This window comes from Comamonas sp. BIGb0152, from assembly GCF_024809975.1.
GTDB lineage: Bacteria > Pseudomonadota > Gammaproteobacteria > Burkholderiales > Burkholderiaceae_C > Comamonas.
The window spans coordinates 265,849-284,838 of sequence record NZ_JANUDY010000001.1 but is presented as its reverse complement, the minus strand read 5'-3'; the positions used below and the strand labels follow the sequence as shown (position 1 = coordinate 284,838).

The 18,990-nt window shown below is 58.3% G+C and carries 13 protein-coding genes, 3 tRNA genes, 1 pseudogene and 1 other annotated feature; of the genes and pseudogenes, 9 read left to right on the top strand and 8 right to left on the bottom strand.

Annotated elements, in window-relative coordinates:
• The first annotated feature begins 148 nt into the window (after positions 1-148).
• Entirely contained in the window at positions 149-1,621 is a 1,473-nt protein-coding gene (locus M2375_RS01300) for a DegQ family serine endoprotease (protein ID WP_404979257.1), read from the top strand.
• Positions 1,622-1,763: 142 nt separating this feature from the next.
• On the opposite strand, the gene M2375_RS01295 is transcribed toward M2375_RS01300, so the two are convergent.
• Positions 1,764-1,840: transfer RNA gene (locus M2375_RS01295), tRNA-Arg, on the bottom strand.
• Positions 1,841-2,138: 298 nt separating this feature from the next.
• Between M2375_RS01295 and M2375_RS01290 the strand changes: the two genes are divergently transcribed.
• The 3 genes from M2375_RS01290 to M2375_RS01280 all read left to right on the top strand — a co-directional run bounded on the left by M2375_RS01290 (position 2,139) and on the right by M2375_RS01280 (position 6,879).
• A complete protein-coding gene (locus M2375_RS01290) occupies positions 2,139-2,633 on the top strand; it encodes a hypothetical protein (RefSeq protein ID WP_259163444.1) in 495 nt (164 codons plus the stop codon).
• Positions 2,634-2,856: 223 nt separating this feature from the next.
• Positions 2,857-4,062: a hypothetical protein gene (locus tag M2375_RS01285; RefSeq protein ID WP_259163443.1), complete on the top strand. Its 1,206-nt coding sequence runs from the start codon at positions 2,857-2,859 to the stop codon at positions 4,060-4,062.
• A gap of 1,425 nt (positions 4,063-5,487) precedes the next feature.
• Positions 5,488-6,879, top strand: coding sequence for a lectin-like domain-containing protein (locus M2375_RS01280; RefSeq protein WP_259163442.1), 1,392 nt, complete (start codon positions 5,488-5,490; stop codon positions 6,877-6,879).
• Positions 6,880-7,300: 421 nt separating this feature from the next.
• Here M2375_RS01280 and M2375_RS01275 read toward each other — a convergent pair whose 3' ends face one another.
• A complete protein-coding gene (locus tag M2375_RS01275; RefSeq protein WP_259163441.1) occupies positions 7,301-7,723 on the bottom strand; it encodes a hypothetical protein in 423 nt (140 codons plus the stop codon).
• A 357-nt stretch (positions 7,724-8,080) separates the two neighbouring features.
• Here M2375_RS01275 and M2375_RS01270 point away from each other — a divergent pair.
• Positions 8,081-8,713: pseudogene (locus M2375_RS01270) on the top strand (IS3 family transposase); the annotation flags it as partial.
• Positions 8,298-8,442, top strand: a sequence feature (AL1L pseudoknot). Its footprint overlaps the pseudogene before it by 145 nt.
• A gap of 142 nt (positions 8,714-8,855) precedes the next feature.
• On the opposite strand, the gene M2375_RS01265 reads toward M2375_RS01270, so the two are convergent.
• The 3 genes from M2375_RS01265 to M2375_RS01255 all read right to left on the bottom strand — a co-directional run bounded on the left by M2375_RS01265 (position 8,856) and on the right by M2375_RS01255 (position 12,251).
• Positions 8,856-9,788 carry a hypothetical protein gene (locus M2375_RS01265; protein WP_259163440.1) on the bottom strand — a complete coding sequence of 311 codons (933 nt, stop codon included), beginning with the start codon at positions 9,786-9,788 and terminating at the stop codon, positions 8,856-8,858.
• 418 nt (positions 9,789-10,206) lie between these two features.
• Complete coding sequence (locus M2375_RS01260) at positions 10,207-10,704, bottom strand: DUF421 domain-containing protein (protein WP_259163439.1); 498 nt, start codon at positions 10,702-10,704, stop codon at positions 10,207-10,209.
• Between the two features lie 287 nt (positions 10,705-10,991).
• The gene (locus tag M2375_RS01255) at positions 10,992-12,251 is read right to left on the bottom strand and encodes a glutamate carboxypeptidase (protein ID WP_259163438.1); all 1,260 of its coding nucleotides are present in this window, start codon (positions 12,249-12,251) and stop codon (positions 10,992-10,994) included.
• 402 nt (positions 12,252-12,653) lie between these two features.
• Between M2375_RS01255 and M2375_RS01250 the strand changes: the two genes are divergently transcribed.
• A complete protein-coding gene (locus M2375_RS01250) occupies positions 12,654-13,505 on the top strand; it encodes a GIY-YIG nuclease family protein (RefSeq protein WP_259163437.1) in 852 nt (283 codons plus the stop codon).
• A gap of 128 nt (positions 13,506-13,633) precedes the next feature.
• On the opposite strand, the gene M2375_RS01245 is transcribed toward M2375_RS01250, so the two are convergent.
• The gene (locus tag M2375_RS01245) at positions 13,634-13,966 is read right to left on the bottom strand and encodes a YegP family protein (protein WP_259163436.1); all 333 of its coding nucleotides are present in this window, start codon (positions 13,964-13,966) and stop codon (positions 13,634-13,636) included.
• 743 nt (positions 13,967-14,709) lie between these two features.
• Between M2375_RS01245 and M2375_RS01240 the strand changes: the two genes are divergently transcribed.
• A complete protein-coding gene (locus tag M2375_RS01240; protein ID WP_259163435.1) occupies positions 14,710-16,830 on the top strand; it encodes a hypothetical protein in 2,121 nt (706 codons plus the stop codon).
• 190 nt (positions 16,831-17,020) lie between these two features.
• On the opposite strand, the gene M2375_RS01235 is transcribed toward M2375_RS01240, so the two are convergent.
• The gene (locus tag M2375_RS01235; protein WP_310473152.1) at positions 17,021-17,380 is read right to left on the bottom strand and encodes a MarR family transcriptional regulator; all 360 of its coding nucleotides are present in this window, start codon (positions 17,378-17,380) and stop codon (positions 17,021-17,023) included.
• A 194-nt stretch (positions 17,381-17,574) separates the two neighbouring features.
• On the opposite strand from M2375_RS01235, the gene M2375_RS01230 reads away from it, so the two are divergent.
• Together M2375_RS01230 and M2375_RS01225 are read left to right on the top strand one after the other, a co-directional pair.
• Positions 17,575-17,664 (top strand) — tRNA-Ser (locus M2375_RS01230).
• Positions 17,665-17,679: 15 nt separating this feature from the next.
• Positions 17,680-17,756, top strand: a tRNA-Arg gene (locus M2375_RS01225).
• A gap of 308 nt (positions 17,757-18,064) precedes the next feature.
• On the opposite strand, the gene M2375_RS01220 is transcribed toward M2375_RS01225, so the two are convergent.
• Positions 18,065-18,955 (bottom strand): LysR family transcriptional regulator, encoded by an 891-nt coding sequence (locus M2375_RS01220; RefSeq protein WP_259163433.1) that lies wholly within the window; start codon positions 18,953-18,955, stop codon positions 18,065-18,067.
• Positions 18,956-18,990: the final 35 nt, after the last annotated feature.

The window sequence follows — 18,990 nt, the reverse complement described above, 5'->3', positions numbered from 1 at the left end:
TGAAACCGGTGGTTTGCCGCCTATCTGATGGAGATGCACGGGTGGAACCTTGAGGCTAGATGCCCCTCCAATTCCGGCACGGCTCCATCGCAAACGGCTTGAATCTTCGCGAATACGGTGCCGCCATATTGTCAAATTGAGGAGTGATATGTCTCTAAAGCGTTGGAAGCCTTTCCAGGTCAGTGCACTGGCGGCGATTTTGTCCGTCAGCAGCGCTATGATGCTGCCCGCTGCAGCTCAGACGCCCGCACCTGCAGCGGTGCGCGGCCTGCCCGATTTCACCGACCTGGTGGACCAGGTGGGGCCATCGGTGGTCAACATCCGCACGATGGAAAAAGTCTCCAGCCGCCAAAGCCAAAGCGGCCTGGACCCGGAGATGCTCGAGTTCTTCAAGCGCTTTGGGCTGCCGGTGCCCAGTGTTCCCAAGCAGCAGCGCCCGCAGCGGCCGGGTGCTGATGGCGATGAAGTCCCCAGTGGTCTGGGCTCAGGCTTTATCTTGACGGCAGACGGCTATGTGATGACCAATGCCCATGTGGTGGAAGGTGCGGATGAAGTCATCGTCACCTTGACCGACAAGCGCGAGTTCAAGGCCAAGATCGTTGGCGCTGACAAGCGCACCGATGTGGCCGTGGTCAAGATTGAAGCCACCGGCCTGCCAGCGGTGAAGATTGGCGATGTGAACCGCTTGCGCGTCGGTGAATGGGTGATGGCCATTGGCTCGCCCTTTGGCTTGGAGAATTCGGTGACGGCCGGGATTGTGTCTGCCAAGCAGCGCGATACGGGCGATTACCTGCCCTTTATCCAGACCGATGTGGCCATCAACCCCGGCAACTCGGGCGGCCCGCTGTTGAATATGCGCGGCGAAGTGGTGGGCATCAACAGCCAGATCTACTCGCGCTCGGGCGGTTTTATGGGTATCTCCTTCTCGATTCCTATCGATGAAGCAGTGCGCGTGAGCGACCAGCTGCGCGCCACTGGCCGCGTGGTGCGCGGCAAGATTGGTGTGCAAATCTCCACCGTGAGCAAGGAAGTGGCGGAATCGATTGGTCTGGGCAAGGCCCAGGGCGCGATGGTCACGGGTGTGGAAAGTGGCTCACCTGCGGAGAAGGCTGGCGTGGAAGCCGGAGACATCATCACCAAGTTTGATGGCAAGCCCCTGGAAAAGCTGGCCGATCTGCCCCGCTGGGTGGGTAACACCAAGCCTGGCTCCAAGAGCACGGTGTCGGTGTTCCGCCGTGGCAAGACCTTGGATCTTCCGATCACGATCATCGAGATTCCATCGGATGCCAACGCAGACACTGCCGCTGCCAGCAAGGAGCCGGAGAAATCCAAGCCGTCCACGGCTGCGCAGCAGCTGGGCCTGGTGGTGACGGATTTGACCGATGCGCAGCGCAAGTCCATGCATCTCAAGGGAGGTGTGCAGATTGTTTCGGCCGATGAAGCGGCGGCCCGTGCCGGCCTCAAGCAAGGCGATGTGATCTTGGGTATTGCCAATACTGAGATCAACGATGTCAAGCAGTTCGATGCGGCCGTGACCAAGGCGGACAAGTCCAAGCCGGTCAATGTGCTGTTCCGCCGTGGCGAATGGACGCAATACGTGCTGATTCGCCCCACCAAGTAAGTGCTTCGCCCCCATGGACAAAGCCGGCCACCCTTGAATGGGGTGGCCGGCTTTTTTATTGGCGCTGGGGTTTCAGCCGAGCAGCGGCTAAGCCGGGCAACGAAAAAGCCTCAGAGTATCGCTACTCTGAGGCTTGACGTTTTGGTGCGGCTGGCAGGAATCGAACCCACGACCCCTTGGTTCGTAGCCAAGTACTCTATCCAGCTGAGCTACAGCCGCTAAGCTGACGATTATAGCACGCATTTTTATGCATGGAAAGTTTTCCCTGGTTTGCTGTATAAGATGCGCCCATGGCAGCCTCGGTTGGGGGTTGGGGGTTTTGGGGACAGGTTGCAGGCTTGGGGCCAGTCTGGGTTTTGGCGCTGCAGCCCCTTGCTAGCCAGCGGTAAACGTCCGCAAAGACGAATCGGTTGGAGCGCACTCGCCCATCGCTACCAGGAAGGGGCCGGGCCTTGGGGGCTTGCTACCCGCATCTTTGGCGGCTCAGCGGTCAAGCCGTAGTACATATTCACTAATTTTGGGGATTGACCGCTGTCCGGGGCTGTTTGATAGTCACGTCTATCGTTTACTTCTACATTTGGATGGGGAAATGTCTTACGGCAGGGGCTTTATTGTTGTGCTTTGCATGGTGGGGAGCTGGACCTTGGCGCAGGCTGTGGAGAGTGCTGCCCCTTCGCGGGTGCTGGAGCTGGGGACTGATGGCAGCGCCGTTGAAAGTACGGTGCCACAGCGCGCCGCATCGGAACGCCATGACCGGCCTTTTGCTTTGCAGGGCGCCTCTTTGGCGCAAGGTCTTTTGGACCACCAGGGCGCAGCAAGCCCCAGCCTGCAGGACGATGAAACGGTTTTCCATCTGGTTCGCCACGGCGTTGGCGTACTCACGGACCAGGTAACCGGTTCGCTGCAGCGCCCGACGCCCAAACTGGGCGGATTGCTGCTTGTGCTGTTAGCGGCGTTTGCCACGGTGCTGGGTATCCTGAGCCTGCGCTGGCACCGTGAAACGGCTGAATGAGCACCGGCGCGCAACCGGGTGCCAATCAACATTTAGGCGCGGCAGGCCTGCAAGCAGTTGTTGGCCTGCACGATCAATGACCTGCCATTGGCTCTTGCAGAGGCCTCTGAAGGCGCCTCTCTTTGCCGGCACCGGCCCTGCCATTTGCCGCAAGCTGAAAGCAAATATCGATAGACTTTTTTACATTATGAAACAATAATGCAGCCAAATCTGGAGTGCTGCTATGAAGGTCTTGTTTCGCATACCGCTGTTTCTTTGCGTCCTGGTGCTCGCGTCGCTTCTTGGCGCCAGCGCCCGCGCCAGTGTGGTGGCCGCGGCGGATGTCGTGCCCGAGGCCACCTTCCAGTGGGGGAGCAGTGGCCCCGACCAGTGGGGCCAGGTGGGGCTGACCAGTGGCGGTCTGGCCCAGGTGACCACGGACTTCCCCAACAGCAGCAATGGCTCCCTGCGGCTGGATTTGCCGATCACCACCTCCAAGGCCGGCTTGGCGTTCTACCCTGGCACCCCCTTTGGCAAGCTGTCCGAGCTGAGCGCTGTCTCTTTCGAATGGCTGGTGCACACCACGGATGTGGTCGACCAAGCCCCGGTGCTGCGCCTGTATCTGCGCAATGCAGCGGGCCAGCACACGCAGACCTTGGTGTACACACCCGACATCGCTGGCGTGCGCGGCATAGGGCTGGACCAGTGGACCCATGCCAATGTGCTGACCGGCATCGTCTGGCAGGGACGCAGTGCGGCGCAAGGCGGCTTCGATCCCAACCTGGCGCGTCCTTTCACGGCCTTCCAGGCGGACCCGCGTTTTGCCGATATGGTGGTATTTGCCGTAGAGGGTGGTGCAGGTAACGGCTCTAGCGGCTTTGTGGGTGCCATCGACAACATTGTGGTGGAGGGGCCGCAGGCCTCGGTAAGCGCCAACTTCGAGGTGGTGCCGCCGGTGGCATCCATCCAATGTGACCAGTCCGCGTTGCAGGACTCTGCGGGGCAGACCACCACCTGCACGGTCACACTGTCCCGGCCCACGCCGTATGCGCTGAGCCTTCGCTTGATCACGACCGGCGACACTGGGCGCTACAGCGGCTGCGCTGAGCCGCTGGAGATGGCTGCTGGGGCCAGCAGTGCAAGCTGTGTGCTGACGGCCACCGCCAACACCACGCAAGGTGATGGCTCAGTCACGTTGACCGTGGCCATTGCGGCGCCTAACCAGGTGCAAGACTACAGCGTGTTGCCCGCTGCATCCAGTGCGGAGGTCCGCATTGCGAACGACGACGGCGAAGCTGCCGCACCGCCCGCCAGCCTGTCGCCCGTCGCGGTTCCCAGCCTCTCGCATGGGGCGCTGGCGCTGCTTTGCGCCGTACTGGCGGTTTGTGCCTGTGTGGCGGGGCGTCGCAATGGGCAGTGGCGGCTGAGTGCCGTGCGCCGCGCTCGGTAGCCCGCTTGGGCTCTTTCTGGTCGGAGCCTGCGCAAGCAACGGCGCAGACGCACGACCACGTGGCCCATCCAGACCTGGGGCGGTTCTGTAGCGCATCCCTTGGTGCGCCTGTGGCCTGCATGCCCAGCCCTCACAGTCGCTAATACCAACCTTGATACACCGTTGCGAAGCCTTGTCGTACGTTTGTACGGTCTGCGGCTTCGCGTCTCGTCTCGTCTCAATCGCTAACCTTCGGCTGCTGGGTCTTGGGAGCGCCTCTGAATCTGGGCATGGAAGCCGTAAGTGGCCACCACCCAGCCCTGGCATGCAATGGCCTTTGTCCCTCTCGCGGGCTGAGGACCTGCACAGGTATTCAGAAGGCCACAGCCCCTTGTTGCAAGCGCATTCTGCTGCCAGCAGCCTTGTGGAGACATTTGGCCAAGCGGAACCAGGCCCTATGCGGATGGACTGAGCCCTTCGCTGCCAAGGAGGGGGTCTGACAGAGCCCACGGCAGGCATAGCGGCCTGGAAAAAATCCCGGTCATGGGCTGAACGCGGTCCCAAGCGATCCCTTGCATCGCTTTCTTTTTCTTCACTTTTCTACAACTGCAGGTCGACCTCAGCAAGCGCCTGACTGCTGGTGCCGATTCGCGTCCATCCCATGGCATCCCATCGGGCCAGGCTTTGCAAAGCATCTTGGGTGGCAGGGGTTGGTCGCGTCTTGGCGCCCCATGATTCGCTGCAGACACGGCTGCGCAGGTGGATCGTTAGCGCGGTACAGATCCCGTTCGGACGGAGATAGGTACCGGGTATTCGAATCGGCACAGACAAGGTAGGCGAAAAGGCAGTGATACAAATGCTGCAATGCTCCAATTACATTAATTTTCACAACCATCGCCATGCTGCAGTGCACCTAAAACCATGTCGCCGGAGGATACGGTGTTTTTGTGGTTGATTCTCGTGAGTGGCTATTAAGTTTGTAGTTGTGATGATGATTTATACGCCTCAAATGAAAAATAACCCATGCGATTTTAAGCATGTTTGATGTCGCTGAGAGTATGCGACGGTTTTTGGAAAGTTGAAACCATATATATCCAATTGAAACGCTCGAAGTCCTTGTTGTCTAAGAGATTTCACGCGAAATTTAAATCGCAGAGCGCAATTTTCTCCAGTGCTTGCATATTTTACGTTTTTAAGAATACAACGCTCCCACGGGTGAAGAAAATAGCGCTGGCTTGGAGGAATGTCAGTCTGGGCTGTATAAATATGCGGCGAGGGCGGCAATGCATACAACGGTGAACTGAATGGATGACCATTGATTGAACATGGTTTCAAAAGGCACTAGAGAGGGTCAGTCCTTGGTGCAATGCCTAGCGAGTTCTGAACTTCTAATTACATCGCGGCAAGCCTCCTTGATCGCTGTTTTTGTCATATTCAGGAGAAAATATGTCTTTGAATTCTATTGTGAGGAAATTAATGCTAGTGGCGCTGGCATGTGCGCCACTAGGGGCTTGGTCGAAATTTGTTGTGAACCCCGCGTTTCGCAACAGCAGTCAACCGGGTTGGTCGCTGACTGGATCCGCCCAATTGACGGCCGCAGTGCCTCCCGGGTATGACCCGGAAGGTGATGGTTGGCTGCGATTGACTGAGAATGCAGTCGTACAGACGGGGGTGACCTCTTATACCGGTGGGAGCTTCTCCGCAACCGAGGGTGTAGTTATTGATTTTGATTATGTAATGTGGATGAGAAACCCGGCGCAGAATTCGGCGGGGGATGGTCTTTCTTTCTACCTCTATGACGCCTCCAAATCGATGTCGGGTGCCTCGTCAGGTGGTGGTCTGGGCTATTGTGGTGGCGATGGGGGTTATCTCGGAATTGGATTCGATTCCTTTGGTAATTTCACCCCTAGCTCCGGGTGTGAGCTCTCTGGTGGCGCGCAGTCACCGAACAGCATCGTCGTGCGTGGGCCGCTGTCTACACGCAATATCTATGTCGCAGGCGTCTCGGTCCCTGCATTGAACGAACCCACGGCAACAGCACGCCCCGCCTACCGTTCAGCCCGCATCATCCTCACACCGACCGGCGATAACGCCTCTCCCTTCCTGGTTAGTGTGGAAGACGGCCCAGCGGGTGCGCTCGTGCCCGTCATCACTGACCAGCCTTTTCCTTTTGCTGCACCGGATCAGTTGAGCATCGGCTTTGCGGCATCCACAGGCGGTGCCACCGAGGTCCATGAAGTCCGCATGAACAAGGCGGCGGCCACGGCCGACGTGCAAATCGACAACACGATGACCAGCCCTGCCAGCCGGCGCATAGGAGACCTGGTGAGCTATTCGCTCAAGGTCAAGAACAATGTCTTTCCCAACTCGATTCTGTCGGCAGAGATCGATGACCCGGCGAGCGCTCCGCTGGTCAATGACAGCATCGCAGAACTGACGGACAAGACATGGACCTGCACGGCCAGCGGTCCGGGCACCACATGCCCAGCGGCCAGCGGCAGCGGAGACTTCTCGAATCTGGGTAACTACACCATGGGGCAAGGCGGGGAGCTGAGCTTTGTCTTTCAGGGGCTGCTGGATAGCAGCGCTACCTGTGACGCATCGATAGCTACCACGGCAACGGTTAATTTTGCCAATACCGCAGGCTTTACCGACCAGGATCTGAGCAACAACCGTGCAAGCAGCGCTGCCTTCGTTGTGGATTGCTCGCCACTACCGCCTATTACCGTCCCGAAACCCAAACCGATCCCCAGCTTAGGCATTTGGGGACTGGGGCTGTTGTCATTGGGCTTGTTGGTATGGGCGGTGTTTATCCAGCGCCGCACGCGCCAAGGCTGATGCTGGAAAGGGGGCTCGCGGATGTGCTTGTCTGCGACTGCTCTCTTGTCTCCCATGCCGTTGCCGTATCAATGGATGGCGATAGGGTCCAAGGGCACCAACATCTGTGCGTCTTGCGATGAGGCGCTGGTCGCCCAGTTGTGTGGCAACGGTGCGTGTGTGGCATGAAAAGCGGCCAGTGCCTTGTCATGCCTGCATGCAAGAAATTGTTGTTCAGGTTTGCAACCCTATCGTTAGTAGTTTTTCTGGTTGCCGCCGGATCTGCTCCTGACGGCATGGGCACAACACGCTCGCCGCTCCCCGGCCCCAGCAATAGCCACAGCAGACTGAGCCCTTGCAAGCTTGGCCCAGAGAAGGGTGATTTGATGGGCCGGTGTCATCTCAAATCGTATTTGTCGCGCATAGGGTCGAATCACGCCAGTCAGGATGGCATGCTATGGATCTCTATCTTTTCTCGCGTGGTTGCAGGCAGGTAAAGTGCCCATGCACAGGCGACTGCTGGAGGAAGAAATGCTACGCCTGCCCAATAGTGGTGGGGGTACCACCAGTACATCGTCAGTGCCAGCGCGTACAGGCCCGCCAGCAAAAGCAATAGGCGGCTGATTACCCGCCAAACGATATGGTGGCGAGGTAACAAGGCGCCCGTGGTTGCCAATATCAGAAGGTTGATGGAGTTCAAAAAGTTGCTGGCAATGGGAATCATGATGGTGTCTGCATCGCTGGGGTAGCGCATGGCACGAAGATTGGCACCCAATACCCAAGTGGCGAGGATGTTGGCCAGGACAACGCTAAAAACAATAAGGCCGGCGGTCTGAATACGGGATGGGGGCTTTGGAATTTGCATTTCTGCATGCTAAAAGCCTTGTGTGTGCAGAGATTGAGCTGGCCGTGAGCTGGGTGTGAAGTCGGCTGCCAAATTTTTGCTAGCCATTGCCTGCCTTGGCTCTCGGGCCAGTACCCTCACAATCGGCTCGCCAGTGCGCGAGGGTTGCAAGCCACTTATTGCAAGTAGATTCCGCCAAGCTCAGCCATGCCGGGGTACGGACAGCGATGTCTTGATCACCCATGGTCTTATCCAGGCCTTTGCAGCATCTCCCGCACTGAATCGTTCCCGGTTTGAGGAGGCTTCAACGACAGAGAAGATGAAGCCACAACCCAGTCAAACAAGTTTTTCCCTGAGACTTGTGAGCGTGCCGCACGCATGGTGCAAGAGCACCGAGGCCAGTCCCCATCGCTGCGGGCCGCCATTGAATCGATAACCCCCAAGATTGGCTGTGTGCCGCAGATACGGAACGATGGAGTCAAGTGCGCTGAGGTCGCTGCCGGAGTTCGAGACGGCGTCACGACCAGCGAATAAAGGAGCTGGAGCGCGAGGTCAAGGAACTGCGCCGAGCCAACGACTTACTGAAATTGGCCAGCGCGTTTTTTGCCCAGGCGGAGCAGAGCCACCGGCTGAAGTCTTGCGGAAATTCATTGACCAGCACCGTCACGCATATGGGGTTGAGCCGCTCTGCAAGGTCCCCTTCAGTCTACCGTTGGAATGCGGCGTTGCTGGTTGCGCCTCACAAGTGCTGTGCCCGCGCTCACCGTGACGAGATGCTGATGCCGCAGATTGAACGCCTCTGGCAGGCCAACGCAGGCCAACCTGCGGGTCTACGGTGCGGACAAAGTCTGAGGGCCATTGGCTCGTGGAGGTGTGACTGTGGCCCGCAGTACGGTCGAGCGGCTGATGCGCAAGATGGGATTGCGCAGGGTGGCGCGCGGCAACGTCGTGCGAACCACGGTCAGTGATGGCACAGCACCCTGCCCATTGGACTGGGTCAACCGGCCGTTCTGAGCCGAGCAGCCAAACCAGTTGTCGGCTTGGCTCGAACCCATCGGATACCGCCCACCGGCGGAAGCTGAGGCAAACGACAAGCGGCAACTCGCCAATCAAGCCACTGCGGTAGTGGCCGGACTTAAACCAAATAGTCTCCTTACAATCCGGGGCGATTCAGGGCCTTGCCTTCCTGAGACATGGCACGCAGATGGCGTTCCACACGGAGGAAGACGACGATCATCATCAAGAACACGAAGGACCACAGCAGCACGGTGAACACCAGCAGGTTGCTGGGCTCGATCAGGCGCTCCAGCCAGCTAGGCGCTGCGGCTTGCGAGTCACCCTCGCCCGCCTTGGCGCTGAACACCATGTTGTAGTTGAGCAGCAGATTGCTCACCACCATGGATGCCGTCTGCTTGCTGATGCCCGCCTGCACCTGGGGGTCGGCCAAGAGGGTTTTGAGGGCCTTGGGTGCGCCCAGCACAAAGGCGCGGCCTGCGTCGTAGTTGTAGCTGCTGATGATGCTGCGTGTCTGGTTCAGTAGCGCCTCGCCAATGCTGGTGTGCTGCGGTTCCCAGCCATCGCCATCGCCATCGGCCGCTGCGACGGCTGCGGCTGCTGCGCTGGCTGCGTCCATGGCAGCTATGTCGTTATTGGCACGCTCCTTGGCCTGCATGGCCTCCACCAGTGCGCCCAGCCCCTGCACGGGTGCCAGGCCTCGCTCGTTGTTGTCATCTTCCAGCTTCTTGCGCTGCGCCGGGTTGCGCTCGATGGCGGCGCGTACCAGGGCATCCACTTCTGCAAAGGCGGTCACTACGGCAGTGTCGGCCGCCAGCTTGCCATCGTTGACGGCCTGGCTGGTATCGCCATAGCCGAAGTCGGAATAGGTGATTTTCTTGAGTTCTTCGTCGCTGATTTGCAGCGCCGCCCAGTCACGGTCTTTGTGGGCATCTTCAATGGCGGTGTCCTGCTTGGGTTTGCGCACGGCGTCCCAGCTCCACAACGCAAAGTTGAACAAGGTGAACAACACCAGCACCACCATCACCAAGCGCATCAAATACAGCAGGCCACTCTCTATTTTTCCGAGCATTTATCCATCCCCTTGGGTTTGCAAAACCCGCAAGTGTGGCATGCGGCTATGACGCGATGGGGGTGCTGCTCTTCGCTATGGTTACTGTTTGTAGCGGGTCTGGCGTTTGCCTGGTGCCCGTGGTGATGCCAGCTCCGCTACGCTTGCCCTTGCCCTTGCCCTTGCCCTTGCCCTTGCCCTTGCCCTTGCCCTTGCCCTTGCCGATGACCCGAGTGCGCAAGCACGGTGTGGCCTGGCCGGTGGCAAGTGAAGGGGCCGACTTCCTGCACGCACAGCCGTTGGCGATGTACTACCAGCCTGAGTGCGCGGTGGACCGGGCAGAAATGCCAGCCACGCCCTCGGGCAAGAAGCAAAAGTTCAAACTGTGCGAACCGTTTCCGAATGTTTTTGCGAACCGTTGGAGGCAGCACGCCCATGGCTATACAACGTCGTTCGCCCCCTCCGTGCTGTCGCGGTTGCGCAGCACAATCGTGATCTGCCCGTTGGTCTCGATCGTTGCCTGCTCCACCTCGTAGGTGTGCAGGCAGCCAGCGCCGCGCAGGGCCGCTTTCAGGTTGTCGCTGGTAATGAGCTCGGCATCCATCACCTGCCGGTTGACCTGTCCATTGGCGATGAGCCGCTTGGGAATGCCATCGACCCAGCGCGACACCCGCCTGCTGCGGTAGCTCAGCTGCGCCACGATGGAGTGGCAGGCGATCAAGGTGGTGGCCGATATGAGGCCGCCAATCAGGGAGTTGTCGCCCGCGTTCATCGAGTTCTGCACGGCGTTTGACAGGATGAGCAGCAAGATCAGATCGAAGGGATCGTACTGCCCAATTTGGCGGCGGCCAGTCAGTCGCAGAAACACCAGCAGGAATGCGTAAACGACAAAGCCGCGAACGACAAACTCCCACCATGGAACACTCATAGAGAACATGGATTGACTCCTTAAAGCCGGTTGTCGGGGCGGCGCCCGCATGAACTTCGACATGGCCCGCTGACCAGGCAATGATAGTCCGCAGCTGGAGTCGCGTGCGGTGTTGCAGCGTACGCGGGCAGGCTGCGACATCGTCGTCTTTTGTCTCTTGTTCCGGTAGCGGTTGGCGCGCATTCTGTATGTGCTCGCCGCATCGGGCGCACAGCTGCTGGCCGCTCATCCAGGCCATAAAAAAAGGCGCCAGTGTTTGCTGGCGCCCGGAAGCGGAGGGAGTATCGCGCAGGCGCTTACATGCCCTGTCCCAGATCGGAGATCAACTGCGCCGACAGGTACAGGCGACGCGCGATGGGCTCGGTCAGCACATACTCGGCCAGGTTCGAGTGGTAGTTGGCACCGGGCAGGCCCAAGCCTTCAATGACCGGCTTGCCCGAGAGGGCGGCGTAGGCCGCATCCGATCCGCCGCCGCCTCGGGTGGTGTACATCTGCGATTTACCGCCCACATCGGCGTAGATGGTGATGGCTTTCTGGATGAGCTTGACGCCATCATCGGTCGCGTTGAAGGCGGGGCGGCCACGGGTCAGATTGATGTCAATGGTGGCACCGTGCACATGGGGCGCGGCGGCTGCCTTGTCCAACATGCCTTTCATCAGCTCCAGGTCCTCGTTCTTGCCATAGCGCACATCGGCGTTGACAACGGCCTTGTCCGGGATGATGTTGGTAGCGCTGCCGCCGGCGGTCATGGTGGTCCAGTTGAAGCCGCGCTCCTTGGATTTGTCCTGAACGTCCTGCGTGCGCAGCACCAGAGCCGATGCCTCGGTCAGCGCGTTGATGCCCGCTTCTGGCGCCACGCCTGCATGCGATGCCTTGCCATGCACCACGGCCTGCACATAGGCAATGCCCGATGTCGCCGTGCCAAAGCCTTCTTCCAGGCCTGAAGGCTCGTACGACAGGACATAGTCGTGCGTCGCCGCCAGCTTCTGGATCAGGTCGCGCGAGCCGAAGGAGCCCTTTTCCTCATCGGTGTTGAACATCACCGTGATCGTCTTGAACTTGCTGAAGTTCTGCGCTTTGAGCAGGCCCAGGCTGTGCAGAATGACGGCGATGCCGCCCTTCGCATCGGCAATGCCGGCGCCATAGGCCTTGTCGCCTTCGATCTTGAAGGGGGCGGTGGCCAGGATGCCTCTCGCGTAAACGGTATCCATGTGCGCCATCAACAGCAGGCTCTTGGTGCCGCTGCCCTGGAAGGTGCCGACAATGTTGTCGCCCACTACCCCCGCTTCTGCCTTGTGGCGCACCACGGTCGCGCCCAGCGACTGCAGGCGGGCTTCGAGGTAGTTGCCCATCTGCGGAATGCCCACGGCGTCATTGGTGCCGGTCTCGATATTGACCAGTTCCTGCAGCGTTTGCAGAACTGCCGCTTTCTCAGCCTGCGAAGCCTGGTCGAGCGTAGCGTTGTAGCGGAGCGAGGAGGCGCTGCTGTCGGAGCAGCCCGATACGGTCAAAGAAAGGGCCGCAGCAGCGGCAATGGCCAACAAGGTTTTTTTCATAGTAATTAATGGGTGGGAAGAAGAGACCGCAGTAAGCGTCATGGGATTGTTATGCAACTGATCCAGGAACACGCGTTGCGCCTCGCCAAAGCGGTCACTGCTGAGACAGACGTGCAGGCCTCGCCAGTTCCCGCTCTACGCTTGTCCTTTGAGGGCGAGCCGCGTGCCCAGGCCCGTGCTGACCGTATCCCAGCGCACCCCGGCGCACCCCGGCGCACCCATTTTTCAGAAATCCGCGTTTCTTTCTGAGACTCTCCAATTGCTTGCTACTGGACTGCCGCCAGTCAGGTAAATGAAATCCGTCTATCTTTGGATTGCCCCTGGTCAGAAGCGAAATCGTTTGCCAATTCAACTCCAACTCTGATCACAGATAATTTTCGTCGTCTCTCACTTGACGAAACCATGATGATTTCTACCCAGCTATACGGACTGCTTCTGGAGCGGGGCATTGACCCGAATGCTCAGCCAGTCACCTTGATGAGACATAAGACTGGGAAATATCCATTGCAAAAATATCTGGGTACACGGGCTTTGACCTTGTACCAGGCCATGCAGATCAGGCCGCATAAGAAGGGCGGCCTGATCATTGGCTTTTACGGGCACCAGCCGGGTCAGGGGGTCCTGTTGGGCTTGTGGCGAATCACGGATGTGATGCCTGGGCAGGATGCTTTTGACAGAGGACTATTGAAAGAGAGTTTGGAGCCTTTTGAGGAACGGACAAGTGGCTACTATCATGAGCTAGAAGAGCTCGATCAGTTGGCTGACTTGCGCATGAAGTTGGAGATCACCTGGACCGGCAAAGAAGTGGGATGGCGCAGGGTTCTTCAGGATGCCAACAACTACCCCATTCGTCTACGTGCAGAACCTGCAGTCCCATTTACGACCGTCTCAGATACCTCATTGGTGATTTCGGAACTGCGCCTTGCGATGACGGAGGTCACATGGCAGCAAGGCTTGGGCTCCATTGCCGGTGTGTATCTCATCACGGACGAGAAGAGTGGCCGGCAGTACGTCGGTTCAGCTTACGGCCTCAATGGAATCTGGCAAAGATGGTGTGCCTATGCCGCCACCGGTCATGGCGGCAATTTGGAGCTGATTGAATTACTCAAAAATCATCCAGGCCGTGAAAACGAGTTCAGGTTCACGCTGTTGGAGGCCTTGTCAACAACTATGCCTCGCCGCGAAGTGATCGCACGGGAGAATTATTGGAAGCTGGCGCTGGGGAGCAGGCGGTTTGGCCTTAATCGCAATTAATGAAGTGCTCGTACTCACATGCGCTGATGGCGGTGCGGTACACATGAGAATGGGGCTGACGTCTGCCTTCTATGGCATCCGCAGCCCCACTTTCTTACATGCTATTGGACTGTATCCAGGCTCGTTGCTTATGTCTGGTCGACAGTAGTAGCCGATGGCGCGTTGGCCTTCACCCACGCGATACCGTCATCACGCGCGCGAGTAGTCGAGTACATCTCACTGACACCTATCACCTGACCATTTGTAGCCGTCAATGTGAAGTACGGGCTACCATCTCTTGCCGTCAACTTCTGATAGCGGGCATCGTGTTGCGCATTGGCCTTTACGGATAGGATGCCACCTTCCGCGTTTTGTTTAGATGTATAGAGCTCACTGGTCAGAACAACCTCGCCGTTCCCGGAGGACTTGAGATTGAACATGTATTGAACTCCACTGCGCTTGAGATGAAAAATTCCAGGCATTTGAATTTCCTTTATTGAGTATCGATAAATTGAGAGTCACTGAGGGGCAAGGGCGCCACGCTTAAGTTACATCACCGTTTGCTGTTCGGCGTACGGCTGACTGGCTTCCATGTGCTGCCAGGAGTCGTAGTTGGAGGCAAAGGCCGGTGGTCAGGTACTGCCACGAAGTTGTCACGCGGCCCGCCGCGAGGCCCCACTTCTTGGAAGATACCGCCACTGTTGCCGGTACTCGTACCGGGCTTCGTTCCTGCTGTCATAAGGATTCCTTTCTATACAGCAAACATTCCGGTACTTAGAACCCTCTCAGCACAATCGAATCGATTCAGCTATGCTCAACGTTTCCTAGGACGTGAGTTCGGGAGCAGATTTCGCCGGTGTCGGTCATCTGCTAGGCCACTGAGAGTTACAGCTCTCAGTGGCTTTTTCTTTTATAAGAATAGCATATAGATCTCAGTTGCAAACACTATAGGTGGTGTGTTGATGGTCGGCAAGACACTACATGTAGTGTTTCGTGGCGTGCACGGTCCTTGGGCGCGACTGATTCTTGAGGCAGGTCGCATCGTGTACTCGCCCTGATCTAGTATGTAGTGAGGCTGCTCGTTGCAGTCAGCGGTGCTTGCCCGTCACCAGCCCCGTCACCAGTCGCCATGGTCCCCGTGCCAAATGCTGGATGGGTTGAGAGTATTTCATCTATAGTGTTTTGTGGAATCGATATTTGATAGATGAATTACAAGGAGAGTGGCTTGAAATTTCCCCAGAATAAATCACAGAAAAGTAGCTTCGTGCGCCTGGACGGGCTTAGTCGGCGGGTATTTCTTTCTGCACTCGGTGGGGGGGCATTGGTATTGACAGGCTGCGGCGGAGGTTCTGACTCAGATGGAGGTGAAGTGGTGCCAGCACCTCCACCCGCCGTGCAGGATCCGGGCATTTTTCTGCTGGCAGGTCAACTAGGCGGAGCCGGTTTGCTGGAGGGCAAAGGTGCAGAGGCACGGCTGCCAACTCGTAATTACTTGAGTATTGCTCCCGGTGGCGCTGTCTACATCCCGATCAATGGTGGTCGTCTTGCGAAGGTCGGCCAGGATGCGCAGCTCAGTCTCGTTCCAGGTCCCCCTGCAGGTTCGGAATACCAAATAGCTGCAGATGCCCAAGGGCGGCTTCATGCCTTTGCTTGGGCCTGCATTTACCGCCAAAGCGACACCGGCTGGATACCCATTGCCGGAAATCCTTCGGAGGCTGGCTACGCCGATGGCGATGGCGCGTCCGCACGGATGGGTTGTGTGGCATCCCCGGTGTTGGGTGCGGACGGTAGTTTGTACTTTATCGACAAAGGAACCGTGTCTGGAATGCCGGAAGATATGATGGTTCGTAAGCTGACGAGCGGTGGTCAGATTGTTACTGTTGCGGGGCGGCAAGGTCTTCCGCTAGAGCGCAGGGATGGTCAAGGCAGCGAAGCAGGCTTTGTCGATCTCATCCAATTGCTCGGGCAACCGGACGGCAGCCTTCTGGCGCTGGATAGGAGACATTTCCGCAGCATCACACTGGACGGTCAGGTCCACACTATGTCCAATGCCAACGAGTTGCGTACAAATGTCAGTAATCTGGTGCAGACGAGCGCCACGTCGTTCTATGCCTTGGAGGGCAGCCGCGTTGTCCAGCTGGGTTTGGACGGCTCCTTCACGCCGTTCGTGGGAATTCCGGATGCGCATCTGGACCTCTGGGACGTGAACGATGGTGTGGGCGAGGATGCGCGTTTGCAGCGCCCGTCCTCCATGGTGCAATTGCCTGATGGTGATCTGCTCATTGGCGAGGATTCCAACGCACTGCGCAGGATCAATCTGCAAACCAGAAAGGTAAGCTCCTGGGTGGGGGCCAACGTAGATCGTATTTCGGTGGATGGCGTGGGGTCCAACGCGCGCTTCACGGGTGCCATGAGCAGCATGTCGGTGAATGCCAAAGGCCATATCTTTGTGCTCGAGAGCTATTGGGGTTCGCGACCGGATGTCGAGGCCTACCATCAAGTCGTTAGAAAAGTAGGGTCCGATGGTGCTGTTACTACGTTGCCTGGCAAATTACCTGAAGGCGTGACACAGATTGCCGCCGATGGGAACGACAACATCTTCTATGCTTCAGGCTGCGCCATCATGCAGCTGAAAGCCGACGGCAGTCTGGTGGTGTTTGCGGGCGATATCGAAGAGAAAGGCTATGCAGACGGTTCTGCTTTGCAAGCGCGGTTTGCATCGCCTAGAGGTCTGTCGTTCGACCAGGCTGGCAACCTCTGGGTCATCGATGCACCGGCGTATGAATATGAGCGAGGCGGTGTCGCGCTTCCTAGCCCTCGAGTGCTGCGTCTGTGGTATGGACAGACCTTGCGCCGTATCACCCCAGATGGCAGCGTGACCACCTATGCAGGCACGCCAGGCCAGGTATTGGAGCGGCCTTTCCCGGACTACTCGCCGGCATGGCAGCTATGGAATAGCAAGGTCGACTCGCAAGGCCGCGTCTACCTGTACAGCAGCAGCGGGCGTGCTGCCGTGTACCGCATTGATGGGCAGGGCGCAGAACCCAGCAAGCTATGGCGAAGTGAAAGCGACGTTTCCACCTTTGACCAGATGGCCGTTTCGCCTTCCGGCCAGATCTTTGTGTCGTCAACGCAGCCGGATTTTGTCGGGGGAAGTAGTGCTATCTATGCCATGGAGCCCGGCGGTGATCTTCGCTTGGTGGCTGGCAGCGAAGCGCTGGGTAACTTGGGTGTCCGTCTTGGAACTCTGCCCGGCCGGCTTAACTGGGTATACGGTCTGACTGCGCTGGATGACCGCACCCTTGTTCTAGCGAGTGAGGGTGCAGTTTTGCGCGTTAATTTGTAGCAGCGTTGACGCGGTGGAGACGGGGTAAAGACCGCGAGCCACGTATTTGCAGGCCGTGTGTCGCCAACCGGGGCAACGTAGATGTATTGATTGATTTCGGCCCTGGCTTGCGTAACCGTTCTTGAGCCACTTGGCGTCGATCCTTGCGGCCATTGCCCGGCTCTGCCAGCATGCGAGGAAACAGCTGCGCTCAGCTCTCCTCCTTGCCCGCATTCTGCTGCGCATCGATCGCCTTCATGTTGTCCAGCAGCTTGAGCAGATAGTGCAGGGTGTGGACCATGTCGTTGCTCGAAAATCCTTCCAGCGCCTGCTCGTAATAGCGGCCAATCGACTCGGCCGCATCGTGCTGCCACACCTGCTGTCCGGCTGGCGTCAATTGCACCAAGCGCGAGCGTTTGCCCGCCGGGTCGGGCACGCTGTGCACATAGCCTGCGACCTCCATGCGTGACAGCAGGCCGGTGAGGTTCTGGCGGCTCACCAACAGGTAGCGGGCCAGGTCGCCCATGCCCATGCCCTCGGCGGTTTCTGGCCGCGACAGCGCGCCCATCACCGCCCACTGCTGAGACAGACGCGCAGGCCTCGCCAGTTCCCGCTCTACGCTTGTCCTTTGTGGACGAGCCGCGTACCCAGGCCCGTGCTGACCAGGCCGGAGGTGACCTGGCCTTAGCGCAGCAATTTTTTAGAAATTCACGTTTCTTCCCGGCACCCTCAAATTGCCTGCTACAATTGCAGCTTCGGCGCTGCGGAGAGGTGGCAGAGTGGTCGAATGTACCTGACTCGAAATCAGGCGTACGTGCAAACGTACCGAGGGTTCGAATCCCTCCCTCTCCGCCATAGCATCGATAATTAGCGGCTGTAGCTCAGCTGGATAGAGTACTTGGCTACGAACCAAGGGGTCGTGGGTTCGATTCCTGCCAGCCGCACCAAAACGTCAAGCCTCAGAGTAGCAATGCTCTGAGGCTTTTTCGTTGCGATATTCGCTTTGCCTAAACGCAGTTGATGCGTTCGACTGGCTAAGTTCCTCACCAACTGGCGTTGGCAGGGCAGGGAGCTCCACCACGCTCACGCGATTCGTATGGCCTAGCCCAATGTGAGTTCTCCATGGTGGTAGTGACTCCTTTTGAGGTGCTTGAGCCGTTGGTGCCAGCGCCCGTAAACGTCGGCTTTGCAGCGATTGCCACTGCTTGTCGCACTAACGCGCTACATCGGTCACTGCCCCTGCACATCAGCCTCCTCAGCCTCTGCCAATGAACGCAATCAGCGCTTTGAGTTTTGTGGGTTGGTCGTGTCTGCTGGGGTAATACAGGTAAAAGCCCGGGAAGGTGGGTGAGAACTTGGTCAACACCCGCGTCAGCCGCTTGGCTTGGATGTAGGGCTTTGCCAGCTGCTCGTAGGTATAGGCAAGGCCGACCCCTTCGAGTGCGGCATCCAGGTTAAAGAGCGTGTCACTGATGGTCAGGCCGCCCTGAATTTCATACTCTACCGCGCGCCCTTCCACCTCAAATTCCCACTTGTAGATGGCGCCTGTACTCGCAAAGCGAAAGCGTATGCAGTTGTGGTGTTGGAGGTCGTCAGGGTGTTGGGGTGCAGGCACGCGCTTGAGGTATTCAGGAGACGCCACCACCGCCATCGTGACAGGGCCACCCATGGGTACCGCCACCATGTCCTTTTGAACGCTTTCGCCCATGCGAATACCCGCATCGAAGCCGCGCTCCACGATGTCGATGAAGCCTTCGTCGTTGGTCAATTCAATCTGCACATGTGGAAACTCGCGTAAAAACCCGGCCAGCCGCTGCTGTAGCACCATCGCGATGGACACGCGAGCCGCGTTGATGCGCAACACCCCAGCAGGCCGCCCCTGCATCACGTTCAGCTCTTCGCCGGCCTCAATCACCTGTCCGAGCGCCGGCCCGACGCGTGCCAGATAGGCCTCACCCGCCTCAGTAAGGCTCACGCTGCGGGTCGAGCGGTGCAGCAGCCGCACACCCAAGCGTGCTTCCAGTTGTCGAATCGCCTGGCTCAAAGCCGATGGTGAAACCTCCAGTTCGGCCGCTGCCGCACTGAACCCCTTGTAGTGGGCCACCTTCCAAAAGGCGATAAGTCCGTCGAGTTGTTTGAGCTTCATTTTGAAGATTATCTTCAAAAAGCATGCGCAATTTG

What these genes read in the sequence shown, in the direction of transcription:
- M2375_RS01300 (WP_404979257.1), top strand. Translation starts at nt 149, where the DNA reads ATGTCTCTAAAGCGTTGGAAGCCTTTCCAGGTCAGTGCACTGGCGGCG.
- M2375_RS01285 (WP_259163443.1), top strand. Translation starts at nt 2,857, where the DNA reads ATGAAGGTCTTGTTTCGCATACCGCTGTTTCTTTGCGTCCTGGTGCTC.
- M2375_RS01280 (WP_259163442.1), top strand. Translation starts at nt 5,488, where the DNA reads ATGTCTTTGAATTCTATTGTGAGGAAATTAATGCTAGTGGCGCTGGCA.
- M2375_RS01275 (WP_259163441.1), bottom strand. Translation starts at nt 7,723, where the DNA reads ATGCAAATTCCAAAGCCCCCATCCCGTATTCAGACCGCCGGCCTTATT.
- M2375_RS01265 (WP_259163440.1), bottom strand. Translation starts at nt 9,788, where the DNA reads ATGCTCGGAAAAATAGAGAGTGGCCTGCTGTATTTGATGCGCTTGGTG.
- M2375_RS01260 (WP_259163439.1), bottom strand. Translation starts at nt 10,704, where the DNA reads ATGTTCTCTATGAGTGTTCCATGGTGGGAGTTTGTCGTTCGCGGCTTT.
- M2375_RS01255 (WP_259163438.1), bottom strand. Translation starts at nt 12,251, where the DNA reads ATGAAAAAAACCTTGTTGGCCATTGCCGCTGCTGCGGCCCTTTCTTTG.
- M2375_RS01250 (WP_259163437.1), top strand. Translation starts at nt 12,654, where the DNA reads ATGATGATTTCTACCCAGCTATACGGACTGCTTCTGGAGCGGGGCATT.
- M2375_RS01245 (WP_259163436.1), bottom strand. Translation starts at nt 13,966, where the DNA reads ATGCCTGGAATTTTTCATCTCAAGCGCAGTGGAGTTCAATACATGTTC.
- M2375_RS01220 (WP_259163433.1), bottom strand. Translation starts at nt 18,955, where the DNA reads ATGAAGCTCAAACAACTCGACGGACTTATCGCCTTTTGGAAGGTGGCC.